Below are 22916 nucleotides of genomic sequence, written 5' to 3' on the forward strand. Positions count from 1 at the left end.
CTTATACCTAATTACGCGTTATCGCTATTTTCGGCACTGTTCGCCCGCTCGCCCGCGGCTTTAACGAGTTTTTCCAGCTCGCCGTTTTCGTGCATTTCAATCACGATATCGCAGCCGCCGACCAGCTCGCCTTCCACCCATAGCTGCGGAAAGGTCGGCCAGTTAGCCACTTTCGGCAGCTCCGCGCGAATATCGGGGTTATCCAATACGTTGACGAACGCAAAGCGCTCGCCGCAGTTCATCAGCGCTTGAACGGTCTGTGCCGAGAAGCCGCACTGAGGCAGCTGCGGCGTGCCTTTCATGTAGATCAAAATCGGGTTTTCGCTGATCTGCTGCTGAATGTTCTCTACCGTGGTGCTCATACCAACTCCTCGTTTTCTGACGGGTATGTTACTGACAGCCTAATACTTGACTACGTTACTAGGCTTTAGCCGTGAAGGCCATTCTACGCATGCCATGCGCGTTGCGCATCCCCTGCCGCCTCGCTAGGATAGAGTTTTTGCGCGGAGAGTGACCATGGCGACACGCCATTTCCTGACCCTGTTGGATCTAACCCCCGACGAGCTGAACTACCTCATTCAGCGGGCCATCACCATCAAAAGCAACCTCAAGGCGCAAGGGCCAAACTATACACCGCTCCCTAACCGCACGCTGGCGATGATTTTTGAGAAATCCTCCACGCGCACACGGGTGTCATTTGAAACGGCCATGGCGCACTTTGGCGGCCATGCGCTGTTTCTTTCCCCGCGCGATACCCAGCTAGGCCGTGGCGAGCCGATTGGCGACACCGCTCGCGTGCTTTCGGAAATGGTTGACGCGGTAATGGTTCGCACCTTCTCTCACGCGGGGTTAGAAGAATTCGCCGCCGCAAGCCATGTGCCGGTTATCAATGCGCTCACCGACGATTACCACCCCTGCCAATTACTCGCCGATGTGATGACCTGGACTGAGCAGCGCGGTAGCGTCAAAGGTCGCACGGCGGTGTGGATCGGTGATGGCAACAACATGTGCCATTCATGGATAAATGCGGCCCGCCAGTTCGATTTCAACCTGCGTATTTGCTGCCCGAAAGGCTATGAACCCAACGCCGATATCATGGCCACCGCAGGCAACGGGGTAACGCTGACACACGACCCGCAAGAAGCGGTGGAAGGCGTCGACCTGATTACCACTGACGTGTGGGCATCGATGGGACAAGAGGAAGAACAAGCGAAACGAGAAGCTGATTTTGCCGGCCTTCAAGTCACTGAGGCAATGCTCGACCAGGCCAAAGAGGATGTCCTGTTTCTCCACTGCCTACCCGCCCACCGCGGTGAAGAGATCAGCGCGACGCTGCTTGAAGACCCGCGCGCAGTGGTCTGGCAAGAAGCTGGCAACCGTCTGCACGCCCAGAAAGCGCTGATTGAGTTTCTACTGCTCGGAAAAGTCAGCTAAAAGCGAAAGCGTTAGGTTAGTTAACAAAAAAGCCGCCCGACTTCACAAAAGAAATCGGGCGACTTTGGTATTTGGTGGAGCCTAGCGGGATCGAACCGCTGACCTCGACACTGCCAGTGTCGCGCTCTCCCAGCTGAGCTAAGGCCCCTAATAAAAGCTGCTGCCTGGAGCAGCGGCGAAATAATACGTCGGCAATTGAGCACGGTCAAGTTTTTTGCTTTCTGGCCTTAACACTAATTCCCCTTTACTTAACCCTATGGCACTATTTTAGGACGTTACCGCCTAAGCCAAACGTAGGAGTCGCCCTTGATCAACGTTCTAATCGCCGATGATCACCACCTGGTCAGAGCCAGTATTGCTCACCTGCTAAATCAAGAGGGCGACATCCGTATTGTTGGCGAAGCTGACGATGGCGAAAGTGCTGTCGCCCAAAGCCGGCAGTTAAGGCCTGATGTGGTACTGATGGATATTCGCATGCCTGGCATTGGCGGCTTAGAAGCCACACGACGGCTTCACCGCGGCATGGAAGACATCCGCGTACTGATATTGACCGCCCACATGGAGGACAACGTCGCGCGCAAAATGCTCGAAGCGGGCGCCACTGGCTTTTTAAGCAAAGGCGCCGAGCCTGCCGAAATGATCGACGCCATCCGTCAGGTATTTCTCGGCAACCGCTATATTAGCCAGGAGATCGCGCAGCGCCTCGCTCTGTCGAATTTTGCCCATAAAGACAATCCTTTCGCACCGCTTTCGCACCGCGAACTGCAAATCGCGCTAATGATTGTTAACTGCCAGCGCGTCCAAGAAATTTCCGACCGCCTGCACCTAAGCCCCAAAACGGTCAACACCTACCGCTATCGCCTGTTCGATAAGCTCAGGGTCGGCACCGATGTGGAACTGACGCATCTCGCCCTGCGCCACGGGCTGGTCGAAGGCTTCGAGACCGCCGAAGCGTCACCATAAAACCTGTTAAACTACTGCCGAGGTGACACACCTAGACAGTAGGAACGGGCGATACATGAGCTTCAATGCCAAACAGTTTTTAACCACGGTAAGCGCCTCCCCCGGCGTTTACCGTATGCTCGACGCGAGCGGCAACACCCTCTACGTGGGCAAGGCGAAGCGCTTAAACGCTCGCCTTTCAAGCTATTTTCGTGGCAGTTTAAACGCCAAAACGCAGGCCATGGTAAGCCGCATTGCGGATATTCAGCTTACCGTCACGCGCAGTGAAACCGAGGCGCTGCTGCTCGAACAAACACTGATCAAAGAACTCCGCCCTCCCTACAACATTCTGCTGCGCGACGATAAATCCTACCCGTTCGTTTTTGTCAGCGACCGCCACCCGTTTCCCGCGCTGGAGTACAAGCGCGTCCGCCAACGCCGTAACGACGGCCGCTATTTAGGACCTTATCCGAGTAGCGGCGCCGTGCGCGAAAGCTTGGCGCTGATGCAGAAAATCTTTCGCATCCGCAATTGTGAGGATAGCGTCTTTGCCCACCGCTCGCGGCCTTGCCTGCAGTACCAAATCGAGCGCTGTAGCGCGCCCTGCGTCGGGTATATATCCGAGCAAGAATATCGCCGCGACGTCGAGCACGCTATCATGTGCTTAGAAGGCAAAAGCGAACACGTCACCCAAGCATTAAATGATGCCATGGAAGCCGCCAGCCAAGCGCTGGATTTTGAGGAAGCGGCGCGCCTTCGCGATCAAGTCCAGCACCTTCGCCAGCTGCAGCAGCGCCAGTTCGTGGATAACGAGCGGGGCGAGGCCGATATTTTCGCCCTGGCTCAACGCCCTGGCGGGCTGGCCATTTCGATTCTTAGCGTGCGCGATGGCCGCATGCTTGGCGCTCGCCATCACACCCCCAAAAACGACTTGGACTTCGCCCCGTCGACGCTGTTAACCGACGTGGTCAGCCAATACTACCTCGGCCAGCCCCACGAAGTACCGGCCGAGGTCATCACGAGCTTGGCGTTGGATGATAGCGAACTGCTTGCCGATGTTCTTTCTCAGCAAGCGGGCAAGCGCGTTCGCGTCACTCATCAGGTGCGCGGTCACCGTGCTCAGTGGCAACAACTGGCCATCACCAACGCCGAACAACAGTTAGCGTCCATGCTTGCCAGCCATCAGCAAATGAGCGAGCGCTTCCAAGCGCTCCAACAAGCGCTCGGGTTAGCACAGATGCCCGAGCGTCTTGAATGCTTTGATATTAGCCATAGCCACGGCGAAGCCACCGTGGCGTCTTGCGTGGTGTTTGACCACAACGGCCCGCGTAAAAGTGATTATCGCCATTTTAAAATTGAAGGCGTCGCCGCCGGAGATGACTATGCCGCGATGGAGCAAGCGCTTACACGCCGTCTGAAGCGGGTAAAAAGTGGCGAAACGACCCCGCCTGACATTCTGATCGTCGACGGCGGCAAGGGGCAGCTGAACATGGCGCGTGGCGTGCTCGAGCAACTGGGGCTTCCCACGATCACGCTGCTTGGCGTTGCCAAGGGCAGCACACGTAAAGCGGGGCTAGAAACCCTATTTCTTTCCACGCCGGAACAGCCTTTAGCACTAGACTCAACCTCGTCTGCCTTGCACTTAATCCAGCACATTCGCGATGAATCGCACCGCTTTGCCATCGCCGGCCACCGCGCTCAGCGGGATAAGACACGGCGCACGTCGACACTACAAGAGATTGAAGGTATTGGCCCGAAACGGCGGCGCGAGTTATTGCGCTTTTTTGGCGGTTTACAAGGGGTGCAAAAAGCTAGCCGCGCGGAGCTTTCCCGAGTACCTGGGATCAGCGAAGCCTTGGCAGATACGATTTATCAGGCTCTACACGGATAAAATATTGCGGAGCATGGATGCTGTTGCTTAAGGGGGATAGAATAGCGCCCGAACCGCTCTTCTTTTTGTCTTCGGCAAGGATCGCAGCCTGCGATGAATATACCCAATATCCTCACCCTCATCAGAATCGCCTTCATCCCGCTTCTGGTCGTGCTTTTTTATCTACCCTTCAGTTGGAGTATGCCGCTTGCTGCCGTTTTTTTTGCGCTCGCGTCAATAACCGATTGGCTAGATGGCTATCTTGCTAGGCGCTGGAACCAGTCGACCCCGTTTGGCGCTTTTCTCGACCCGGTTGCCGATAAGCTGATGGTAGCTATCGCACTGGCCTTGTTGATCGAGCGTTTTGATACCTGGTTTCTTACCCTGCCCGCGCTGGTGATCATCGGTCGCGAAATTGTCATTTCGGCGCTGCGCGAATGGATGGCCGAAATGGGTAAACGCGCCTCGGTTGCGGTTTCTTGGATAGGCAAACTCAAAACCACCTTGCAAATGGTGGCTATCTTGATCTTGATTGCTTTCCCACCGGGACATACGTTTGCCTTCCTGGGTGTAGCCACGCTCTTTGTTGCGGCTGCGCTTACGCTTTGGTCGATGATTCAATACCTTCGGGCCGCTTGGCCGCACTTAAGTCGCTCAATGTAAGGGCGGTATCAAACGGCCCTAGAAACGCGATTAAGTCATTGACAAGGCAGGCGCAGTGCGTATAATTCGCTCCCACGTCAAGCGGGAATAGCTCAGCGGTAGAGCATCGCCTTGCCAAGGCGAGGGTCGGGAGTTCGAATCTCCTTTCCCGCTCCATTGACGTTGAGGCTGGATGGCAGAGTGGTTATGCAGCGGACTGCAACTCCGTGTACGCCGGTTCGATTCCGACTCCAGCCTCCATTTTCTGTGCAACGACCCTCTCGCTGCACCGCCCGGATGGCGAAATTGGTAGACGCAAGAGACTTAAAATCTCTCGGGGGAAACCCCGTGCCGGTTCAAGTCCGGCTCCGGGCACCACGAATCTCCCCTCCTACACAGCTCCTTCTTGCATTGCTGTATTCTCGCCTTATTCTTTAACACTCGTGCATGATCACTAATTGGGCGTAATAGGAGCGGCTTAATGAGCGCGTCTCAATCCGACGTTTTAATTATCGGTGGCGGCGTCGCCGGTCTTACCTTGGCACTGACACTGGCTGATCGCTTCCACGTCGTGCTCGTTCGCCCCGCCCAAGATGACCAAGGCGCCAGCCGCTGGGCACAAGGGGGAATTGCTGCGGTACTTTCGCCAGACGATAACCTTGAGGCTCACGTACAAGACACGCTTATTGCCGGTGACGGTTTATGCGATGAACGCGCTGTGCGCTTCACCGTAGAGAACGGCCCTGCGGCGATACAGTGGTTGATCGACAACGGCGTACCCTTTACCCCCGATACCGCCCCCGATGCACGCTACGCCTACCATTTAACTCGCGAAGGCGGTCACAACGCGCGGCGCATTATTCACGCAGATGATGCCACCGGAAAAGCCGTCGTCGAAACGCTGAATAGCCAAGCGTCAACGCATCCTCATATCACTCAACGCGATGATGTCGCAGTCATTGACCTGTTAACCGATGATAACGGCGCTTGCTGTGGTGCCCACGGCGTTGATACCAGTGGCAAAGCGCACATTCTATTGGCGAGCCACACGGCACTCGCTACCGGCGGCGCCAGCGGGCTTTATCAACATACCACCACACCGGCTCCCAATAGCGGCGAAGGCATGATGATGGCGGCCTCGCTGGGAGCGACGCTGATGAACCTTGAGTTTCAACAGTTTCACCCCACCTGCCTGTATGATCCTGAAGGGCCTGCGTTTCTTATTAGTGAAGCGGTAAGAGGCGAAGGCGGTCAGCTTTTGAACGAGGCCGGGGAGCGTTTTATGCCTGCCGTGGATACTCGCGCCGAGCTTGCACCTCGCGATATCGTGGCACGCGCCATTGACGCCGAAATCCAGCGAGGCTCACACGGCCACGTTTGGTTGGATATACGCCACTTGGGCGCTGCGGCGATTCGTCATCACTTCCCGACGATCCTCGCTCACTGCGCGTCTAGAGGAATGGATATTACCCGCGAACCCATTCCCGTCGTACCAGCAGCACACTATAGCTGTGGCGGTGTCGAAACCGATTTGTACGGCAGAACAAGCGTGGCCGGCCTGTATGCGATTGGCGAGGTGGCCTGCACAGGGCTTCATGGCGCCAACCGTATGGCTAGCAACTCTTTGTTAGAGTGTTTGGTTTTTGCGCGAAGTTGCGCCGAGACCTTACTGGCTACTTCTGCCGATAACACCACGCACGCATTAGCCAGCCCTAACGTCACCCGGCTCAGTACCGACTCCCCTCTCGACCACACGGCTTTAGCTGAGCTGCGCGCAACGATGCGCGCCACCATGAGTCAGCATGTCGCTATTGTGCGGCATATTGAGGGACTGGAAATAGCGTCGCACCAGCTTGCAGCACTTGAGGCTCAATTACTCTCCTTAGATCCTGACAGCGAGCATCCAGAAAGCCGCCGCTTACGGCATAACTTAAAGCTCGCACGACTGACGGTATTGGCCGCTCAGCAGCGCCATGAATCACGGGGGCTGCACTACTCGCCTGACTGGCCTCATCACGCTAAAACGTCGCGCCCTTCCCGCCTAACGCTGGGGAATATACAGCAATAGGCGCCGCAGCTGTCGTTGGGCGTCGCAAGGCGCACTATCCGGCCATAGCCACAAACGCTCTCCGCCCACGTTGAGTCGCAAAAGTCTTGGCCCGAGGTAGTCGCAGCGCAATTCCTGCGTGTGCCCCACTTCTCCACTGGCATATACCCAGTGACCTTGTACACCGCCACCACGTTCGACGACCCAAAGCGTACGCGACACCGGCTGCCGCCAGCCACAAAACACTCGCCAACCCAAAAAAACTAGCGCCAAGCTTGCCGCACCTAACACCGCGACAAGTTCTAAGTGCCATGCGGCTAACAGAACACCAACCGCCGACAAGCCAACGTCACTGGCACGCTGCCAGTTAGAGGGTGCGATAGGCAGAATTATCGGTGGACTCGGCATGTTCGACAATCATTTTCACGATGCGCCTAAGGGTTTCATTACCTGGCCATTCACGGCGCATTAACCAAGCAAATAAGTCCTGGTCTTCTTCTTCGATCAACTGCTGAAAAGCGAGCTGATCTTCCGCACTTAGGCTGTCGTAGCGCTGTTGCAGGAAAGGAATCAGCAGCAGGTCAAGCTCCCACATGCCACGGCGGGAGTGCCAATAAAGCCGCTTACGTAAGATCGCTTCGGGTGATGTATCGTCGCTCAACTTAAGCCCCACTGCGTTAAATAAATGTACGGTTAGTATACCTGAGCGTGAAAGTCGCGCCAGCCGCATTGCTCGCCTATGCTGTGTGTAGTACAACACTTTTCTCTAGTACCTTGTTTTATCTGGCTTGTTTGTTTTACCTGAATTGTTTTATGCCGCCCTGCGCAGTATGCTGAGTGACACAATGAGATTGCGAAGCGCGCCACGGCCAATCATGTTCGCATGGAGCTAACCGATGACTAAATCCGAACTAATCGAACAAATTGCAATGCGTCAGCCGGAGCTATCCGCTAAAGAAGTTGAAACCGCCGTTCGCCTCATACTCGACGATATCACCGACACCCTTTCCAGTGGTGGGCGCGTTGAGATACGCGGTTTTGGCAGTTTTTCGTTGCATTTTCGCGAGCCACGCACAGGCCGAAATCCCAAGACCGGCGAGGCGGTGGCATTAGATGGCAAATACGTGCCGCATTTTAAACCCGGCAAAGAACTGCGCGAGCAGGTAGACGCTAGCCGTGCGCTTGGGTATTAATACTGGCTCTTTGACCTTCTGCGTGGTGACGCGCAGCCAAGAGTCATACACAATAGACACCTTGCAAACGTCACAGACTAGGAAACTCACATGCGTTGGATCAAAGGGCTTATTTTAGCCGTAATTTTGCTTGTGGTGCTGTTGGTCGGCATCCTCTTTGCCGTTAACAACCAGCAAACCATTGGCTTGAACCTGATCTGGATTGAGCTGCCCCCCGTCTCACTCTCCGTTTGGTTGCTCGCAAGCCTCGCCAGTGGTGTTATTGTCGGCATGCTCGCGATGCTTGGTGTTTATACTCGCTTAAAAGCACGCCTGGCACGCGCACAGCGTCACAGCAAGCAGCAGCAAAAAGAACTTGATCGCCTTCGCACCCAGGAGCTTAAGGAACTGACCTAAATGATGGATGCCGTGCTGCTAGGCGTTTTGTTGGCAGCCGTTGCCATAGGTTACGGATTGGGCTATCGGCAAGCGAAGCAGCGGGCAAACCCAACGCCGCCGGCATCCTCCCCTACGCTTTCGCGCGACTACTTCGTTGGGTTGAATTACCTGCTTAATGAGCAGCCCGACGAAGCCATTCAAACGTTTATCCAAGCGTTAGAAGTTAACAGCGAGAATATTGATACCCACATCGCATTGGGCAAACTGTTTCGCACCCGCGGCGAAGCGGATAAAGCTGTCGGTATTCATCAGAATTTACTTGCCCGCCCCGCGCTAACGGCACTGCAAAACGAGCAAGTCCAACTTGAGCTTGCACGGGATTTTATTTCGCTTGGCGTACATGATCGCGCCCAACGCCTACTCAGAACGGTGATCGACCAGACACAGCAAGATAATCACCGCATTACGGCCAAACGGTTACTGGTTGATCTGCTAGAGCGTGAAAAAGCGTGGCAAGAAGCCCTTGATACCACCCTCCCCATGCTAAAGCTGCAGCCTAAAATGCGCACGCCTGCAGCACACTGGCTGTGCGAAATTGCACAAGAAGAGATAGGCCAAGCTAGCCGCGCACTAGCCAAACGCCATTTAAAAAAAGCCCTACAACTAGACGATCAGTGCGTACGCGCCAACTTATTACTCGCCGAGTTGGAAATGGATAACGGCCACTATCGCCAAGCGATAGTGCGGCTTAACGCCATTCCCCATCAATCAATTGCGCACATTCCGACCATGCTCCCTGCGTTGAAGCGCGCTTACTGGCGCTCCGACGATACGACTGGATTCGAACAACACTTGTTAGCCCTGCTTGACCTGGCGCCACTCACCAGCGTGATTATCAGCCTGAGTGAAGTCGTTCACCAGCGCGCCGGGGTCGAGCGTGCTATCGAGGTCACCGGTGAGCATTTGCAACACGCCCCCAGCTTAGGTGGGTTAGATCACCTCATAGACCTATATACCGAAAGTCAGCAACTAAGTGGTCGCGAACACCCGGATAGCCGCTTGTTACTGCTCAAACATCACACCCAGGCACTGTTAAAAAATCGCCCACGCCACCGCTGCCAACACTGTGGTTTCAGTGCCGAGACGCTGCATTGGCAGTGCCCTAGCTGTCGCCGCTGGGGTACGATCGAGCCCATCATCGGCGTAGAAGGTGAGTGATAACGAGAGCAGAAAACAGCTAGTGTTCGGTGAGTTCGGTTTCAATAGCGGCTAAAGCCGCCATGGGGTCGGGCGCTTCGGTCACGGGGCGTCCCACCACAAGGTACGTGCTCCCTGCTTGCATTGCCGCACTGGGCGTCATGATGCGCTGCTGATCATTCGCGGCGGCAAAGCTTGGACGAATCCCGGGAGTAACTTTCAAAAACTCCTTACCGCAACACGCGTTTAGCGCTTTAGCTTCTTGCGCGGAGCACACCACACCCTCCATTCCGCTATCTTGTGCCAAGCGCGCCAAGCGCTCGACCTGTTCCGCCAGCGATGAAGCAACGCCCACCTCGCCTAGATCCTCGGCGCTCATACTCGTCAGTACCGTGACGGCAATAAGGTGCGTCTGAAGCCGCTGAGCTTGCAAACGTTCGGCGGCGGCTTGCATCATTTTTCGCCCGCCACCGGCGTGGACGTTGACCATCCATACGCCCTGCTCCGCTGCTGCCTGTACAGCACTCGCCACGGTATTGGGGATATCGTGAAATTTAAGATCTAAAAACACCTCAAAGCCACGCCCGTGTAACGCTTCCAGCACTGCGGGGCCGCTGCGTGTGAATAGCTCTTTACCCACTTTCACACGGCAGCGAGTGGGATCGAGCTGGTCCGCCATGCACAAAGCCGCATCAAGTGAGGGGTAATCTAGCGCAATAATCAGGGGAGATTGAGAAAGAGGAGTTTGAGTTGCCACGCGAAGGCTCCATTGCAATGACGATTTCGACGCAGTATATCAGCCTCATCCTAGCTGTAATCCCCGCATTACAAACAATTAAGCCTTGTCTTACATAACCTATCGCTAATGTCGTACAGCAGTCTCACCATATCCCGCTAAATTAATAGAGCCAACTTGATTACCACCTTTCACTGAGGATTTTTTATGCGTATTAAAGGATTATTGGCGGCACTGCTACTTAGCTTAAGTCTGGGCCTTTCAAGCGGCGTTTTAGCCCAGCAAGTCGCCCCGATCAACGTTAATACGGCCGATGCGGAACTTCTCGCCGAGCTTCCAGGCATTGGCCCCAGCCGGGCGGAGGCCATCATTGAAGAGCGCGATACTAATGGCGAATTTACCAGCGCCGAAGAGCTAGAGCGAGTTAGCGGCATTGGCCCGGCGACGGTTGACGGCATCCGTGATCAGGTAGCGTTTTAACGCTTACGCTTAGATCATCCACTGCTGCATAAACGTCGACACCGGCATATTGGCCAGGGTGTCGGCGTTTTGGCATTGCGCCAAAATAGCCTCGCAGCGCGGCTTGGGGAAACGCGTGGCGAGATTTTGGGCAAATTTTTCCACCAGTAGCGGCAACCCCTCTTCGCGACGACGGCGATGCCCGACGGGGTACTCCACGACGATTTTATCGGTCGCGCTGCCATCAGTGAAAAACACCTGCACGGCATTGGCAATTGATCGCTTCTCCGGATCGTGGTACTCCTCAGAGTATCGCGGATCTTCAACCACCTGCATTTTTTCTCTGAGCCGATCAATCTCCGGATGTGCGGCGTGAAAACCATCCTCGTAGTGATCCGCTGTCAGTGCGCCAAAGATAAGCGGCACAGCCGTCATATATTGTAAGCAGTGATCGCGATCAGCAGGGTTAGCAAGTTGACCGGTCTTGGAAATAATCCGAATAGCCGAATCGTGCGTGGTGATTTCCACCCGGTCAATCTCGTCGATGTGATTTTTGACCTCAGGGTGCAGCGTGATCGCCGCCTCGCAAGCTGTCTGGGAGTGAAACTCGGCTGGAAAAGAAATCTTGAACAAAATGTTTTCCATCACGTAGCTACCGAACTCGCGCTGGAAACGAAAGCGCCGCTCCTCTTCGGGTTTGGTCGCCAAATCCTTGTTACTGTGGCTAAACAGCACGTCGTAAAAGCCCCACTGCGGCGCTGTCAGCGCACCGGGAATCCCCATTTCCCCACGCATGGCGATATCCGCCAGACGCACCGCGCGTGACGTCGCATCGCCTGCTGCCCAGCTTTTACGCGAACCGGCGTTGGGGGCATGGCGATAGGTGCGCAGGCTTTGGCCATCGACAAAGGCGTGCGAAAGCGCCGAAAGAAGCTGCTCGCGGTTAGCGCCCATCATGTTTGCCACCACCGCGGTTGAGGCCACCTTAACCAGCACCACGTGATCAAGCCCCACCCGGTTGAAGCTATTCTCCAACGCCAGCACGCCTTGAATTTCGTGCGCCATCACCATCGCATGCAGCACATCCTTCATGGTCAACGGCGCGTCACCGTTGGCAATGCGCTGCTGGGAAAGATGATCGGCGACGGCAAGAATCGCCCCTAGGTTATCGGAGGGATGCCCCCACTCGGCGGCAAGCCAGGTGTCGTTGTAATCCAACCAACGCACAGTGGCGCCGATATCCCAGGCGGCTTTCACGGGGTCCAAGCGGTAAGGCGTGCCCGGCACATGCGCCCCGTGCGGCACGGTCGTGCCCTCCACCAGCGGGCCTAGGTGTTTTGTACACTCGGGAAATCGCAGCGCCAGCAGCCCGCAACCCAGCGTATCCATCAGGCAATAGCGGGCGGTATCTAGCGCCTCAGGCGATGGCGAATCAAAGTTGAGGACGTAGTCGGCGATTTTTTGCAGCTCGACATCGTACTCTGGGCGTTCATTCACCTCGGACGTTGCGGTCATTACACAGCTCCTTGTCGTTGGGTTGAAACGGCTTTTCGCTTTCATCTTCAGTATGGTGTCGCAATGCCTGAGACGCCAATAACCGCCCGCTTTTAAGGCGATTAAGCGCAGTTAAAAACTATCCCCCGGCACGCGCACAAACCCTTCCATCAGCACGCGGGCACTGCGACTCATGACCGCCTGATCGATATTCCAGCGGCCATCGATTAAGCTCGCCTCGGCGCCAACCTGCAAACTGCCGGAGGGGTGGCCGAACGTAACGGTGTGACGCTTGCCGCCACCTGCGGCTAGGTTAACCAACGTGCCTTCGATTGCCGCCGCCGCGCCGATAGCGACTGCCGCAGTGCCCATCATGGCGTGGTGCAGCTTGCCCATGGAGAGTGCGCGTACCAGCAAGTCCACATCGTCGGCGTTGACATCCTTGCCGCTAGAGGCGGTGTAGCTTTTGGGCGGGGCGACAAACGCCACCTTGGGCGTGTGCTGACGATTAGCGGCTTCCGCCACGTCGCTAATCAGCCCCATTTTGAGCGCACCGTAGGCGCGAATGGTTTCAAACCGGGTCAACGCATCGGGGTTGCCATTGATCGCCTCCTGAAGCTCGGCGCCGGTGTAGCCGACATCCGCCGCGTTGACAAATACCGTGGGGATCCCAGCGTTGATCATCGTCGCCTTGAACGTGCCAACGCCCGGCACTTCCAGATCATCGACCAAGTTACCGGTAGGGAAAATCGCACCTTCGCCATCGGCCGGGTCCATAAACGCCACTGGCACTTCCGCTGCGGGGAAAGTCACACCGTCGAGTTCGAAATCACCAGTTTCCTGCACTTCACCGTTCGTGATCGGTACCTTGGCAACGATGGTCTTTTGGATATTGACCTGCCAGATGCGCACTTCTACGACGCCATTTTCCGGAATGCGCGCCGAGTCCACCAAGCCATTGCTGATGGCAAAAGGGCCAACAGCGGCGGAGAGATTGCCACAGTTGCCGCTCCAGTCGACGAACGGCTTATCGATAGAAACCTGGCCGAACAGATAATCCACATCGTGTCCCGGCGATTCGCTTTTGGAGAGAATCACGGTTTTACTCGTGCTCGAGGTCGCCCCGCCCATGCCGTCAATCTGCTTTTGGTATGGGTCGGGGCTGCCAATCACGCGCAACAGCAATTTATCGCGTGCCTCGCCCGGTTTTTGTGCTGCTTCCGGCAAGTCGGTAAGGTTGAAAAAAACGCCTTTACTGGTGCCACCGCGCATATAAGTCGCGGGAATTTTAATTTGCGCAACGGAAGACATAAGAAACTCCAAGGCTGAATAGATAACAAACACCCGGCACGCAAGGTGCCGGGTGAGAGAAAGCAACGTAACGCTCACCTACCGTTAAGCAGTAACCTCAGAGGACTCCAAGAAGTCCTGTGCGAAGCGCTGCAGCACGCCACCGGCGGTATAGATCGTGAGTTCTTCGGCGGTATCCAAGCGGCAAATCACCGGCACGCGCTCGACGTCACCGTTTTTACGGTGAATTACCAGCGTCAGCTCCGAACGCGGTGCGGCTTTGCCTTCCACGTCGAACACTTCGGTGCCGTCCAGGTTCAACGTATGGCGCGTGGTACCCGATTGGAACTGCAGCGGCATGACGCCCATGCCGATCAGGTTGGTGCGGTGGATACGCTCGAAGCCCTCGGCGACGATGGCCTCTACACCAGCCAACGCCACGCCCTTAGCGGCCCAATCGCGCGAAGAGCCCTGACCGTAATCATCACCGGCGATAATAATCAGCGGCTGGCGACGCTCCATGTAGGTCTCAATCGCTTCCCACATGCGCGTAACCTTACCTTCCGGCTCGACGCGCGCCAGCGACCCTTGCTTCACCTCGCCGTTTTGATCGCGCACCATTTCGTTGAACAATTTGGGGTTAGCGAGGGTGGCGCGCTGGGCGGTCAAGTGATCACCCCGGTGAGTCGCGTAGGAGTTAAAATCCTCCTCCGGCAAGCCCATTTTGTCCAGATACTCACCTGCAGCGCTGTCCAGCATGATCGCGTTAGACGGTGAGAGGTGATCGGTGGTGATGTTGTCAGGCAGAATCGCCAGCGGGCGCATGCCCTTCAAATTACGCTCGCCCGACATCTTGCCTTCCCAGTACGGCGGGCGACGGATGTAGGTGCTCTGCGCGCGCCAGTCATACAGCGGATTAGTTTGTGTTGCGGCACTCTTATCCAGATCGAACATCGGGATGTAGGTCTGACGGAACTGCTCGGGCTTCACCGCCGTTTTGACGATGGCATCGATCTCTTCGTCAGCGGGCCAGATGTCTTTCAGCGTTACGGGGTTGCCATCGGCATCATGGCCGAGTACATCCTTTTCGATATCAAAGCGGATCGTGCCGGCGATCGCGTAAGCCACTACGAGCGGCGGCGAGGCGAGAAACGCCTGCTTGGCATGAGGGTGAATACGCCCGTCAAAGTTACGGTTACCTGAGAGCACTGCCGTGGAGTAAAGATCGCGATCAATGATTTCCTGCTGAATTTTGGGATCTAGCGCCCCAGACATACCGTTACAAGTCGTACACGCGTAGGCCACCACGCCAAAGCCGAGATCTTCCAGCTCGTTCATTAGCCCGGCGTCTTCCAGGTACATCTTGACGGTTTTCGACCCCGGCGCCAGCGACGACTTCACCCACGGCTTGCGCGTCAGGCCAAGCTTATTGGCGTTGCGCGCAATCAGCCCTGCCGCGACCATATTGCGCGGGTTGGAGGTGTTGGTGCAGCTGGTGATTGCCGCGATAATTACCGCGCCATCGGGCATCAGGCCATTTTTCTCGTCTTCGCGCGCCTGATCGAGACCCACCGCGATACCTTGATTAACAAGCTCGCTGGTCGGAAGCTTAGCGTGCGGCTTTGAAGGGCCGGCCAAGGTGCGTGACACGCTGGAGAGATCGAACTCCAACACGCGCTCGTACTCGACGGCTTTCAGGTCACTCGCCCACAGGCCAGTGTGCTTGGCGTATTTCTCGACCAGTTCGACCTGTTCGTCGTCGCGGCCGGTGAGCTTTAAGTAGTCGATGGTTTGGTCATCGATGTAGAACATCGCCGCCGTGGCGCCGTATTCCGGCGTCATGTTGGAGATCGTAGCGCGATCACCCACGGTTAGGCTGTCAGCGCCTTCACCGAAGAACTCTAGGTACGCACCGACCACTTTGGAATCGCGTAGGAATTCGGTAATCGCCAGCACCATGTCGGTACCGGTCACACCCGGTTGCAGCTTGCCGGTGAGCTTGACGCCGACGATATCGGGCAGGCGCATCATCGAGGCACGGCCGAGCATCACGCTCTCGGCTTCAAGGCCACCCACGCCCACGGAGATAACGCCTAGCGCATCAACCATGGGGGTGTGGCTATCGGTACCCACACAGGTATCGGGGAAGGCTACGCCGTTTTGCTTTTGCACCACCGGCGACATCTTCTCCAGATTGATCTGGTGCATGATGCCGTTGCCGGGCGGGATCACGTCGACGTTCTCGAACGCGGTCTTGGTCCAATTAATGAAATGGAAGCGGTCATCGTTACGACGATCTTCCACCTGACGGTTTTTCTCGAAGGCGTCCTCCTCGAAACCGGCGTGTTCAACGGCCAACGAGTGATCGACGATCAGCTGCGTCGGCACCACCGGGTTGACTTTCGCCGGGTCACCACCCCTCTCGGCGATGGCATCACGCAGCCCCGCAAGGTCAACCAGCGCGGTCTGGCCCAGAATGTCGTGGCAGACCACGCGCGCCGGGTACCAGGGAAAGTCCAGGTCGCGCCTGCGCTCGATCAGTTGCTTGAGCGAATCGGTCAGCATGTCCGGGTCGCAGCGGCGGACCAGCTGCTCGGCCAGCACGCGCGAAGTATAGGGGAGCTTGGCATAGGCGCCGGGCTGAATAGCGTCGACGGCCTCACGCGCGTCGAAGTAATCCAGGTCGGTGCCGGGTAGGGATTTACGGTATTCGGTGTTCATAGCGGAAAACTCACGGCGAGAGGGTAGGTTCAAACTCGTCCCGCTCCCGGCAGCGCTCGGCTGCCGGGAGGAGGATCAAGCGGCGACGTAATCCAGCGGCGGATCAGTCGCGCTGCTCGATCGGCACCCATTCGCTCTTCTCAGGGCCAGTGTAGTCGGCACTCGGGCGAATAATGCGGTTGTTGGCACGCTGTTCAAAGACGTGTGCCGCCCAACCAGTCACGCGCGAGCAGACAAAGATCGGCGTGAACAGCTTAGTCGGGATGCCCATGAAGTGATAAGCGCTGGCGTGGAAGAAGTCAGCGTTACAGAACAGCTTTTTCTCGCGCCACATCACCTCTTCACAGCGCACAGAGACCGGATACAGCACGGTGTCGCCCACGTCTTTGGCCAGTTTTTCCGACCAATGCTTGATGATCGCGTTGCGCGGGTCGGAGGTGCGGTAGATGGCATGACCAAAGCCCATGATCTTTTCTTTGCGCTCGAGCTTGCCCATCATTTCGCGCTCGGCTTCTTCCGGCGACGCCCAATCCTCGATCATCTCCATCGCTGCTTCGTTAGCACCGCCATGCAGCGGGCCACGCAGCGAGCCGATGGCGCCGGTAACGCAAGAGTGGATATCGGAAAGCGTCGAAGCACACACGCGAGCGGTGAACGTGGAAGCGTTGAACTCGTGCTCAGCGTAGAGAATCAGCGATACGTTCATGACATCGGCGTGCAGCTTGCTCGGTGCTTCGCCGCGCAACAGGTGCAGGAAGTGCGCGCCGACGGAGTCATCATCGGTCTCAGTCTCGATGCGTACACCTTCATGGGTGAAGCGGTACCAATAGCAGATGATTGACGGCAGCACAGCAACCAAGCGGTCGGTGGCATCTTGCTGTTCGTCAAAGCTCTCCTCGGTTTCCAGGTTACCCAACATGGAGGCGCCAGTGCGCATCACGTCCATCGGGTGCGCGTCTTTCGGGACCTGCTCCAATACGCTCTTCAGCGCCGCTGGCAGGCCACGCAGGCTTTTCAGCTTGGCGATGTAGGCGTCAAGTTCGGCCTGGTTGGGCAGTTTGCCTTTGAGCAGCAGGTAGGCCACTTCTTCGAAGGTGGCTTTTTCCGCTAGCTCTTTGATATCAAAGCCACGATAGGTCAGGCCCGAGCCGGTCTGGCCCACAGTACATAGGGCGGTTTCACCGGCGCTTTGGCCACGTAGTCCTGCACCACCGATTTTCTTATCTGACATGCTGCGTCCTCCTTAAAAGGGTATCTCTTCATCACGCCAAGCGTGATGCGATTTATTGTTGGTGACGTATCCGTTACTAAAACAGTTATCGGGTTATTCGTTGCTGCCTTTTTCGGCGAACAACGCATCCAACTTCTGCTCAAAGTCGTGGTAGTTCAAAAAGTCGTAGAGCTCTTCGCGGGTCTGCATGATATCGACCACATCTTTTTGGTGACCGTTATCCAGAACGCTCTGGTAGACCTTGAGGGCGGCGGCGTTCATGGCGCGAAACGCAGAAAGCGGATACAGCACCATGCGGCAGCCAACGTCACCCAACTCTTGCTGCGAGAATAGCGGTGTCGCGCCAAACTCGGTGATATTGGCCAGAATCGGCGCGTCGACGCGCTCGCAGAACGCTTTGTAGTCTTCCAGCGTGTGCACGGCTTCGGCGAAGATCGCGTCAGCACCTGCTTCGATACACGCCTGTGAGCGCTCAATGGCGGCATCCAAGCCATCTTTTTGGAAGGCATCAGTCCGCGCGATCAGGTAAAAATCCGGGTCGATGCGCGCATCGGCGGCAGCCTTAATGCGGTCGACCATCTCCTGCTTGGAGACGATCTCTTTGTTGGGGCGATGCCCGCAGCGCTTCTGAGCGATCTGGTCTTCTAAATGCACGGCGGCTACACCGGCGCGCTGCATTTCTTTAACTGTGCGCGCGATGTTGAACGCACCGCCCCAGCCAGTATCGATGTCGACTAGCAGCGGCACGTCAGTGGCACCGCAAATGCGGTGAGCGTCTTCGACCACGTCATTCATGGTTGTCATACCCAAATCCGGCAGACCGAAAGAGGCGTTGGCCACGCCGCCACCGGAAAGATAAATCGCTTGGTGGCCAACGCGCTCTGCCATCATGGCGGTATAGGCGTTGACGGCGCCGAGAATCGGCAATGGGCGGTTAGCCTCTAAGGCGGCGCGAAAACGCGCGCCCGGTGTTTGGGATGACGCTTTTAGCGTTGACATGCGGTGTCTCCTGTCCTGTTTTTTACGTTTTTAAAGCGTGGCGGTTTCGGATAACTACTTTTCGAGTAATGTCTGGGTTTAGGTAGACGTATGTTCCAGCGTAGCCGCATAACGGTCGGCGACGTTCGCCCGAGAAGCACTTACGTGGCGGCGCATCAATAACTCAGAAAGTTCGGCATCGCCGGCTTCAATGGCATCGACAATGCGATGGTGTTCAACAAAGGCACGCTGCGGGCGCGAGCCGCTGGCGCTAAACTGGGTGCGATACAGCCGCACCAAGTAATAAAGGTCATCGCAAAGCAGGTTCATCAGCATCTTGTTATGACTGCCCTGCACAATGCGGTAGTGGAAATCCAGATCACCCTCGCGCTGGTAGTAGGCTTCGCCGCGCTTTAAATCGTCTTGGCTTTCATGCACGGCCAGCACGTTACGCAGGCCAGCTATTTCTTCTGTGGTCATGTTTTCAGCCGCTAAGCGCGCCGCCATGCTCTCTAATGCTTCACGTACGTCGAATAGCTCTAAAAGCTCTTTCATGGAAAGCTGTACAACACGCGCGCCTACATGGGGTACGCGCTCGATTAACCGGTGCGCTTCCAAACGGCGCATCGCCTCGCGCAGCGGCCCGCGGGAAATACCGTAGGTTTTCGAAAGGCCCGGCTCGGTAATTTTGCTGCCCGGCGCGATTTCGCCGCGCACAATGGCGTCTTGGAGCTGATGAAACACCCGCTCGGCGAGCGTGCGCACTTCTGGCGAGGAGTCTTCGCTGCTCGGTTCGGCGCGTTCAGGCTGTAAGCGTTGCTGCGGGGAATGCGTGGTAAGTAGTGTCATATCAAATTGTCGACAATCAGAAGTTGAGGAAACTTTAGCTCTCTCACTTTCCCGCGTCAACAAGACGATATCGCCGACTTTATGCACCTTTCGTTGTATTGAGTGTTTTGTCGCCACCCCTTGATGTCAACAATCTAGCGATTTTCGCCCTCTTGTCGTCTTCGGCGCGTTGCGTGAAAATTGCGTCGAGCGCTGTGGCTGGTGCAACGACGAGTCGCCCTCTAAAATATGCCGCTCTTTAATGTCCAGGCTGATGTTTGCATGACCACGGCGCTCTCGATCTCTGCTTTGCCCTACTCTTCCGATCCGCTAGCGCTTTTCGCGCAACTGCGGCAACGGCCTGGCGCCGTTCTGTTGGATAGCGGCCGGCCGGTAGCGACAGGGCGCTACGATATTATGAGCAGCGACCCGCTGGCGACGCTGAGCGTGGATACAGAAGGCTATTCAAGGATTGAGAGCCAAACACTGGCGCCGCCTGAGGATGTGGGCGGCGATGCGTTTGCCCATCAAGCTTGGCTGCTGGAGCAGCTTGACGTGGAAGTGCCGGAGAGCACGCTACCGTTTACCGCCGGGCTGATGGGTTATTGGAGCTATGACTTAGGCCGCGAGACCCAGGCTGTAGCGAGCCGCCGCCCAGCATCGACAACACTGCCTCAGGCGCGGCTAGGGCTTTATGACTGGTCCATCATCGTCGATCACGCAAAAGCCCAGGCATGGCTTATCGCAAGCGACGCTCGACGTGAACACGTACAACGCTGGCTGGCGCAGCCTGCCCCTCGCGGCGCTGCCTTTTCACTGACCACACCGTTTCAGGCCGAGCTAACACAGGCGGATTACCTAGAACGCTTTGCTCGCGTTCAGGACTATATCCGCGCCGGCGACTGCTACCAGATCAACCTCGCCCAACGCTTTTCCGCCGGATTTACCGGGGAGACCTGGGCGGCGTATCTGCGCCTGCGCCACGCCACGCCGACGCCCTTTTCAGGGTTTATGGCCTGGGACGATAAAGCCGTTCTTTCACTTTCGCCCGAACGGTTTATTCAGTCACGCCACGGCCAGGTCGAAACCCGCCCGATTAAAGGCACGCGCGCGCGCGGAAGCTCGCCATCTGAAGACCAAGCCCTTGCCCAGGCACTTTTAACGAGTCGCAAAGATCGCGCTGAGAACGTGATGATTGTGGATTTGCTGCGCAACGATTTGGGCCGGGTATGCCAGCCGGGCAGTATTCGCGTGCCGCAGCTGTGCGAACTCGAAAGCTACCCCAACGTTCACCACTTGGTCAGCGTGGTACAAGGGAAGCTCTCACCCCAGCATTCGCCACTGGCACTGCTCAAGGCCGCCTTCCCCGGCGGCTCGATTACCGGGGCGCCCAAAATTCGCGCGATGCAGATTATCAACGAACTAGAGCCCTGCCAACGCAGCGTTTACTGCGGCAGCCTCGGGTATGTGGATGTGCGCGGCAGCATGGATACCTCAATTGCGATTCGTACCGTGATAGCCGATGGCGGCACCTTGCATCTATGGGGCGGCGGCGGCCTGGTGGCTGACTCAGAAGGCGGGGCAGAGTACACCGAGACGCTGGATAAAATCTGCCACCTCATATCCTCTTTGGAATAAGAAACAAAAAATCTAAATCAAAAAGAAATATAAAACCCAAACAAAACGGTATTGGGGAGAAGGGATTGGCTTTTGGTAGCCTGTCGGCACAAACCCTTATGCTCTTTTCGCATGACACCAAGGAGACAAAATGCCCACGCCATCCTCCACGGCTTTCGACCTAGACGACATCAACCAAACGCTGGGCCACCAGCCGCAAGCATTGGTTGAATGGGCCATGCAGCAAGGCCAGCGGCCCATCTGCACGACGAATTTTCGCCCTTTTGAAGCCGTCATCCTGCACATGGTGACGCAGGCCAACCCCAATATCCCCATTGTGTGGATGGATAGCGGCTACAATACCGAGGCGACCTACCGCTTTGCCGATGAAGTGATTAAACAGCTCAACCTCAATATCATCACCTATCTGCCGCGGCGCACCCGCGCCCACCGTGAAGCACTGGAAGGCCCCTTCCCCGGCGTTGACGACCCGCGCCACGATGACTTCACGCAAGAAGTCAAAATTGAGCCGTTTGAGCGTGCGCTGAGCGAAGTGCAGCCTGATGTGTGGTTTACCGCGCTACGCGCCGAAGACACCGCAGAACGGGCCAAGATGCAGCCGGTCAGCCAAAGCGAGAGCGGTTTATTAAAAGTCGCGCCGGTGCTTCATTGGCGGGCCAAAGATATGTACGACTACCTGCAAGCACACGGTTTACCCAACAACTTTGACTACTTCGACCCCACTAAGGTGGAAGAAAAACGCGAGTGCGGGCTGCATCTGCAACACTGAACTGCCTAGGGTTAGCGCATAAATAAGCCCCGCTCCTGCCATACGCAGGGACGGGGCTTTATATATTTTGCCAGGGATTAAGTATTAATATTCGGGAAGCTCAACTTCATCAAACAGCGCCTGCTCGTGACGCGGGCCTGCGGTTAACGCCGAATCAACACGATCACGCGTGAGGTGCGGCGCAAACCGCTCTAAGAAATCGTACATATAGCCACGCATGAAGGTACCCCGGCGAATCCCGATTTTGGTGGTGGAGCTTTCAAACAAGTGCCCGGCCTCCAGCGCTACAAGGTCAGTATCCTGCTCGGGGTCAACCGCCATATGGGCCACGATTCCCACGCCCATACCGAGGCGCACGTACGTTTTGATCACGTCTGCATCGGCGGCGGTCAGCACCACATTAGGGGTTAAGCCCTTGGCTTTAAAAGCATCATCTAGCTGCGAGCGACCGGTAAAACCAAACACATAGGTCACCAAGGAATACTCAGCCAACGCCTCTAGCGTTAATCGGCCGTCGAGATTTGCCAGCGGGTGGCCTTTGGGCACCAGCACGCAACGGTTCCAGCGATAACACGGCAGCAGCACCAGGTCGGTGAAAAGCTCCAGCGACTCCGTCGCAATGGCAAAATCTGCCTGTCCTTCGCTCACCATTTGGGCGATTTGTTTAGGCGTGCCCTGCTGCATGTGCAGTGCGACATCGGGGTATTTTTGCGTAAACTCGGTAATAATCGGCGGTAGCGCGTAGCGTGCTTGCGTGTGCGTGGTTGCAATCGCCAAGCTGCCGCGGCGCTCGTCGCTATGCTCTTGCGCCACTTCTTTGATGTTATCGGTCAAGCGCAGCACTTGCCCGGCAAGCTCAATAACTGCCCGCCCAGCAGGGGTAACGCGCGTAAGGTGCTTGCCACTGCGGGCAAAGATTTCAACACCGAGCTCATCTTCTAATAAGCGAATTTGCTTGGAAATGCCGGGTTGTGAAGTAAACAAGCTCTGCGCTGTCGCCGACACATTGAGGTTGTGACGGCTAACTTCCCAGATGTAACGTAGTTGTTGTAGCTTCATAGCGTCGCCC

22 protein-coding genes and 4 tRNA genes are annotated in these 22916 nt (G+C 56.5%); 14 read left to right on the forward strand and 12 right to left on the reverse strand.

All coding sequences use genetic code 11. The features are described from left to right. Positions 1-11: 11 nt before the first annotated feature. Positions 12-362 (reverse strand): Grx4 family monothiol glutaredoxin, encoded by a 351-nt coding sequence (gene grxD, locus HZS81_RS09250; protein ID WP_179930280.1) that lies wholly within the window; start codon positions 360-362, stop codon positions 12-14. Positions 363-516: 154 nt separating this feature from the next. Here grxD and argF point away from each other — a divergent pair, with 154 nt between their 5' ends. Continuing rightward, complete coding sequence (argF, locus tag HZS81_RS09255; RefSeq protein ID WP_179930281.1) at positions 517-1434, forward strand: ornithine carbamoyltransferase; 918 nt, start codon at positions 517-519, stop codon at positions 1432-1434. Positions 1435-1506: 72 nt separating this feature from the next. Here the strand turns inward: argF and HZS81_RS09260 are convergent. Beyond that, a tRNA-Ala gene (locus HZS81_RS09260) sits at positions 1507-1582 on the reverse strand. A gap of 158 nt (positions 1583-1740) precedes the next feature. Between HZS81_RS09260 and uvrY the strand changes: the two genes are divergently transcribed. From uvrY to nadB, 7 genes are all read left to right on the forward strand, one after another. Further along, on the forward strand, positions 1741-2397 hold the full coding sequence (gene uvrY / locus HZS81_RS09265; protein ID WP_179930282.1) for a UvrY/SirA/GacA family response regulator transcription factor: 657 nt from the start codon (positions 1741-1743) through the stop codon (positions 2395-2397). A 55-nt stretch (positions 2398-2452) separates the two neighbouring features. Then, positions 2453-4267, forward strand: coding sequence for an excinuclease ABC subunit UvrC (uvrC, locus tag HZS81_RS09270; protein ID WP_179930283.1), 1815 nt, complete (start codon positions 2453-2455; stop codon positions 4265-4267). 93 nt (positions 4268-4360) lie between these two features. After that, the gene (gene pgsA / locus HZS81_RS09275) at positions 4361-4909 is read left to right on the forward strand and encodes a CDP-diacylglycerol--glycerol-3-phosphate 3-phosphatidyltransferase (RefSeq protein WP_179930284.1); all 549 of its coding nucleotides are present in this window, start codon (positions 4361-4363) and stop codon (positions 4907-4909) included. 81 nt (positions 4910-4990) lie between these two features. Then, positions 4991-5065: transfer RNA gene (locus HZS81_RS09280), tRNA-Gly, on the forward strand. Between the two features lie 10 nt (positions 5066-5075). Next, positions 5076-5149: transfer RNA gene (locus HZS81_RS09285), tRNA-Cys, on the forward strand. Positions 5150-5179: 30 nt separating this feature from the next. Continuing rightward, positions 5180-5266: transfer RNA gene (locus HZS81_RS09290), tRNA-Leu, on the forward strand. A 103-nt stretch (positions 5267-5369) separates the two neighbouring features. Continuing rightward, positions 5370-6956 (forward strand): L-aspartate oxidase, encoded by a 1587-nt coding sequence (gene nadB / locus HZS81_RS09295; protein ID WP_179930285.1) that lies wholly within the window; start codon positions 5370-5372, stop codon positions 6954-6956. Here nadB and HZS81_RS09300 read toward each other — a convergent pair. Together HZS81_RS09300 and HZS81_RS09305 are read right to left on the reverse strand one after the other, a co-directional pair. Further along, positions 6930-7343: a hypothetical protein gene (locus HZS81_RS09300; RefSeq protein ID WP_241697441.1), complete on the reverse strand. Its 414-nt coding sequence runs from the start codon at positions 7341-7343 to the stop codon at positions 6930-6932. The genes nadB and HZS81_RS09300 overlap by 27 nt on opposite strands. Next, positions 7303-7596 carry an FAD assembly factor SdhE gene (locus HZS81_RS09305; protein WP_179930286.1) on the reverse strand — a complete coding sequence of 98 codons (294 nt, stop codon included), beginning with the start codon at positions 7594-7596 and terminating at the stop codon, positions 7303-7305. Before HZS81_RS09305 ends, HZS81_RS09300 begins: the two co-directional genes overlap by 41 nt. A 235-nt stretch (positions 7597-7831) precedes the next feature. On the opposite strand from HZS81_RS09305, the gene HZS81_RS09310 reads away from it, so the two are divergent. The 3 genes from HZS81_RS09310 (at position 7832) to lapB (ending at position 9724) form a co-directional block, all read left to right on the forward strand. Next, positions 7832-8128 (forward strand): integration host factor subunit beta, encoded by a 297-nt coding sequence (locus tag HZS81_RS09310; protein WP_179930287.1) that lies wholly within the window; start codon positions 7832-7834, stop codon positions 8126-8128. Positions 8129-8218: 90 nt separating this feature from the next. Further along, on the forward strand, positions 8219-8524 hold the full coding sequence (locus tag HZS81_RS09315) for a lipopolysaccharide assembly protein LapA domain-containing protein (RefSeq protein WP_179930288.1): 306 nt from the start codon (positions 8219-8221) through the stop codon (positions 8522-8524). Then, complete coding sequence (gene lapB / locus HZS81_RS09320) at positions 8525-9724, forward strand: lipopolysaccharide assembly protein LapB (RefSeq protein ID WP_179930289.1); 1200 nt, start codon at positions 8525-8527, stop codon at positions 9722-9724. Between the two features lie 19 nt (positions 9725-9743). Here lapB and pyrF read toward each other — a convergent pair whose 3' ends face one another. Then, positions 9744-10460 carry an orotidine-5'-phosphate decarboxylase gene (pyrF, locus tag HZS81_RS09325; RefSeq protein ID WP_179930290.1) on the reverse strand — a complete coding sequence of 239 codons (717 nt, stop codon included), beginning with the start codon at positions 10458-10460 and terminating at the stop codon, positions 9744-9746. Positions 10461-10646: 186 nt separating this feature from the next. On the opposite strand from pyrF, the gene HZS81_RS09330 reads away from it, so the two are divergent. Continuing rightward, positions 10647-10919 (forward strand): ComEA family DNA-binding protein, encoded by a 273-nt coding sequence (locus HZS81_RS09330; RefSeq protein WP_179930291.1) that lies wholly within the window; start codon positions 10647-10649, stop codon positions 10917-10919. A 9-nt stretch (positions 10920-10928) separates the two neighbouring features. Here the strand turns inward: HZS81_RS09330 and HZS81_RS09335 are convergent, their stop codons facing one another. The 6 genes from HZS81_RS09335 to HZS81_RS09360 all read right to left on the reverse strand — a co-directional run bounded on the left by HZS81_RS09335 (position 10929) and on the right by HZS81_RS09360 (position 19461). Continuing rightward, on the reverse strand, positions 10929-12413 hold the full coding sequence (locus HZS81_RS09335; protein WP_179930292.1) for a bifunctional 2-methylcitrate dehydratase/aconitate hydratase: 1485 nt from the start codon (positions 12411-12413) through the stop codon (positions 10929-10931). Between the two features lie 111 nt (positions 12414-12524). Continuing rightward, entirely contained in the window at positions 12525-13703 is a 1179-nt protein-coding gene (gene prpF / locus HZS81_RS09340) for a 2-methylaconitate cis-trans isomerase PrpF (protein WP_179930293.1), read from the reverse strand. Positions 13704-13787: 84 nt separating this feature from the next. Continuing rightward, entirely contained in the window at positions 13788-16403 is a 2616-nt protein-coding gene (gene acnD, locus HZS81_RS09345; RefSeq protein ID WP_179930378.1) for a Fe/S-dependent 2-methylisocitrate dehydratase AcnD, read from the reverse strand. 103 nt (positions 16404-16506) lie between these two features. After that, on the reverse strand, positions 16507-17634 hold the full coding sequence (prpC, locus tag HZS81_RS09350) for a bifunctional 2-methylcitrate synthase/citrate synthase (protein WP_179930294.1): 1128 nt from the start codon (positions 17632-17634) through the stop codon (positions 16507-16509). Positions 17635-17727: 93 nt separating this feature from the next. Then, positions 17728-18633, reverse strand: a complete 906-nt coding sequence (prpB, locus tag HZS81_RS09355; RefSeq protein ID WP_179930295.1) for a methylisocitrate lyase — start codon at positions 18631-18633, stop codon at positions 17728-17730. A gap of 78 nt (positions 18634-18711) precedes the next feature. Then, entirely contained in the window at positions 18712-19461 is a 750-nt protein-coding gene (locus HZS81_RS09360) for a GntR family transcriptional regulator (protein WP_179930296.1), read from the reverse strand. A gap of 261 nt (positions 19462-19722) precedes the next feature. On the opposite strand from HZS81_RS09360, the gene pabB reads away from it, so the two are divergent. Together pabB and HZS81_RS09370 are read left to right on the forward strand one after the other, a co-directional pair. After that, positions 19723-21078, forward strand: coding sequence for an aminodeoxychorismate synthase component I (gene pabB / locus HZS81_RS09365; RefSeq protein WP_179930297.1), 1356 nt, complete (start codon positions 19723-19725; stop codon positions 21076-21078). A gap of 130 nt (positions 21079-21208) precedes the next feature. Next, positions 21209-21847: a phosphoadenosine phosphosulfate reductase domain-containing protein gene (locus HZS81_RS09370; protein ID WP_179930298.1), complete on the forward strand. Its 639-nt coding sequence runs from the start codon at positions 21209-21211 to the stop codon at positions 21845-21847. Between the two features lie 84 nt (positions 21848-21931). Here the strand turns inward: HZS81_RS09370 and cysB are convergent, their stop codons facing one another. Next, the gene (gene cysB / locus HZS81_RS09375; protein WP_179930299.1) at positions 21932-22906 is read right to left on the reverse strand and encodes an HTH-type transcriptional regulator CysB; all 975 of its coding nucleotides are present in this window, start codon (positions 22904-22906) and stop codon (positions 21932-21934) included. Positions 22907-22916 lie beyond the last annotated feature (10 nt).

The organism is Vreelandella salicampi (assembly GCF_013415105.1).
In the GTDB taxonomy this organism is placed as follows: Bacteria; Pseudomonadota; Gammaproteobacteria; order Pseudomonadales; family Halomonadaceae; genus Vreelandella; species Vreelandella salicampi.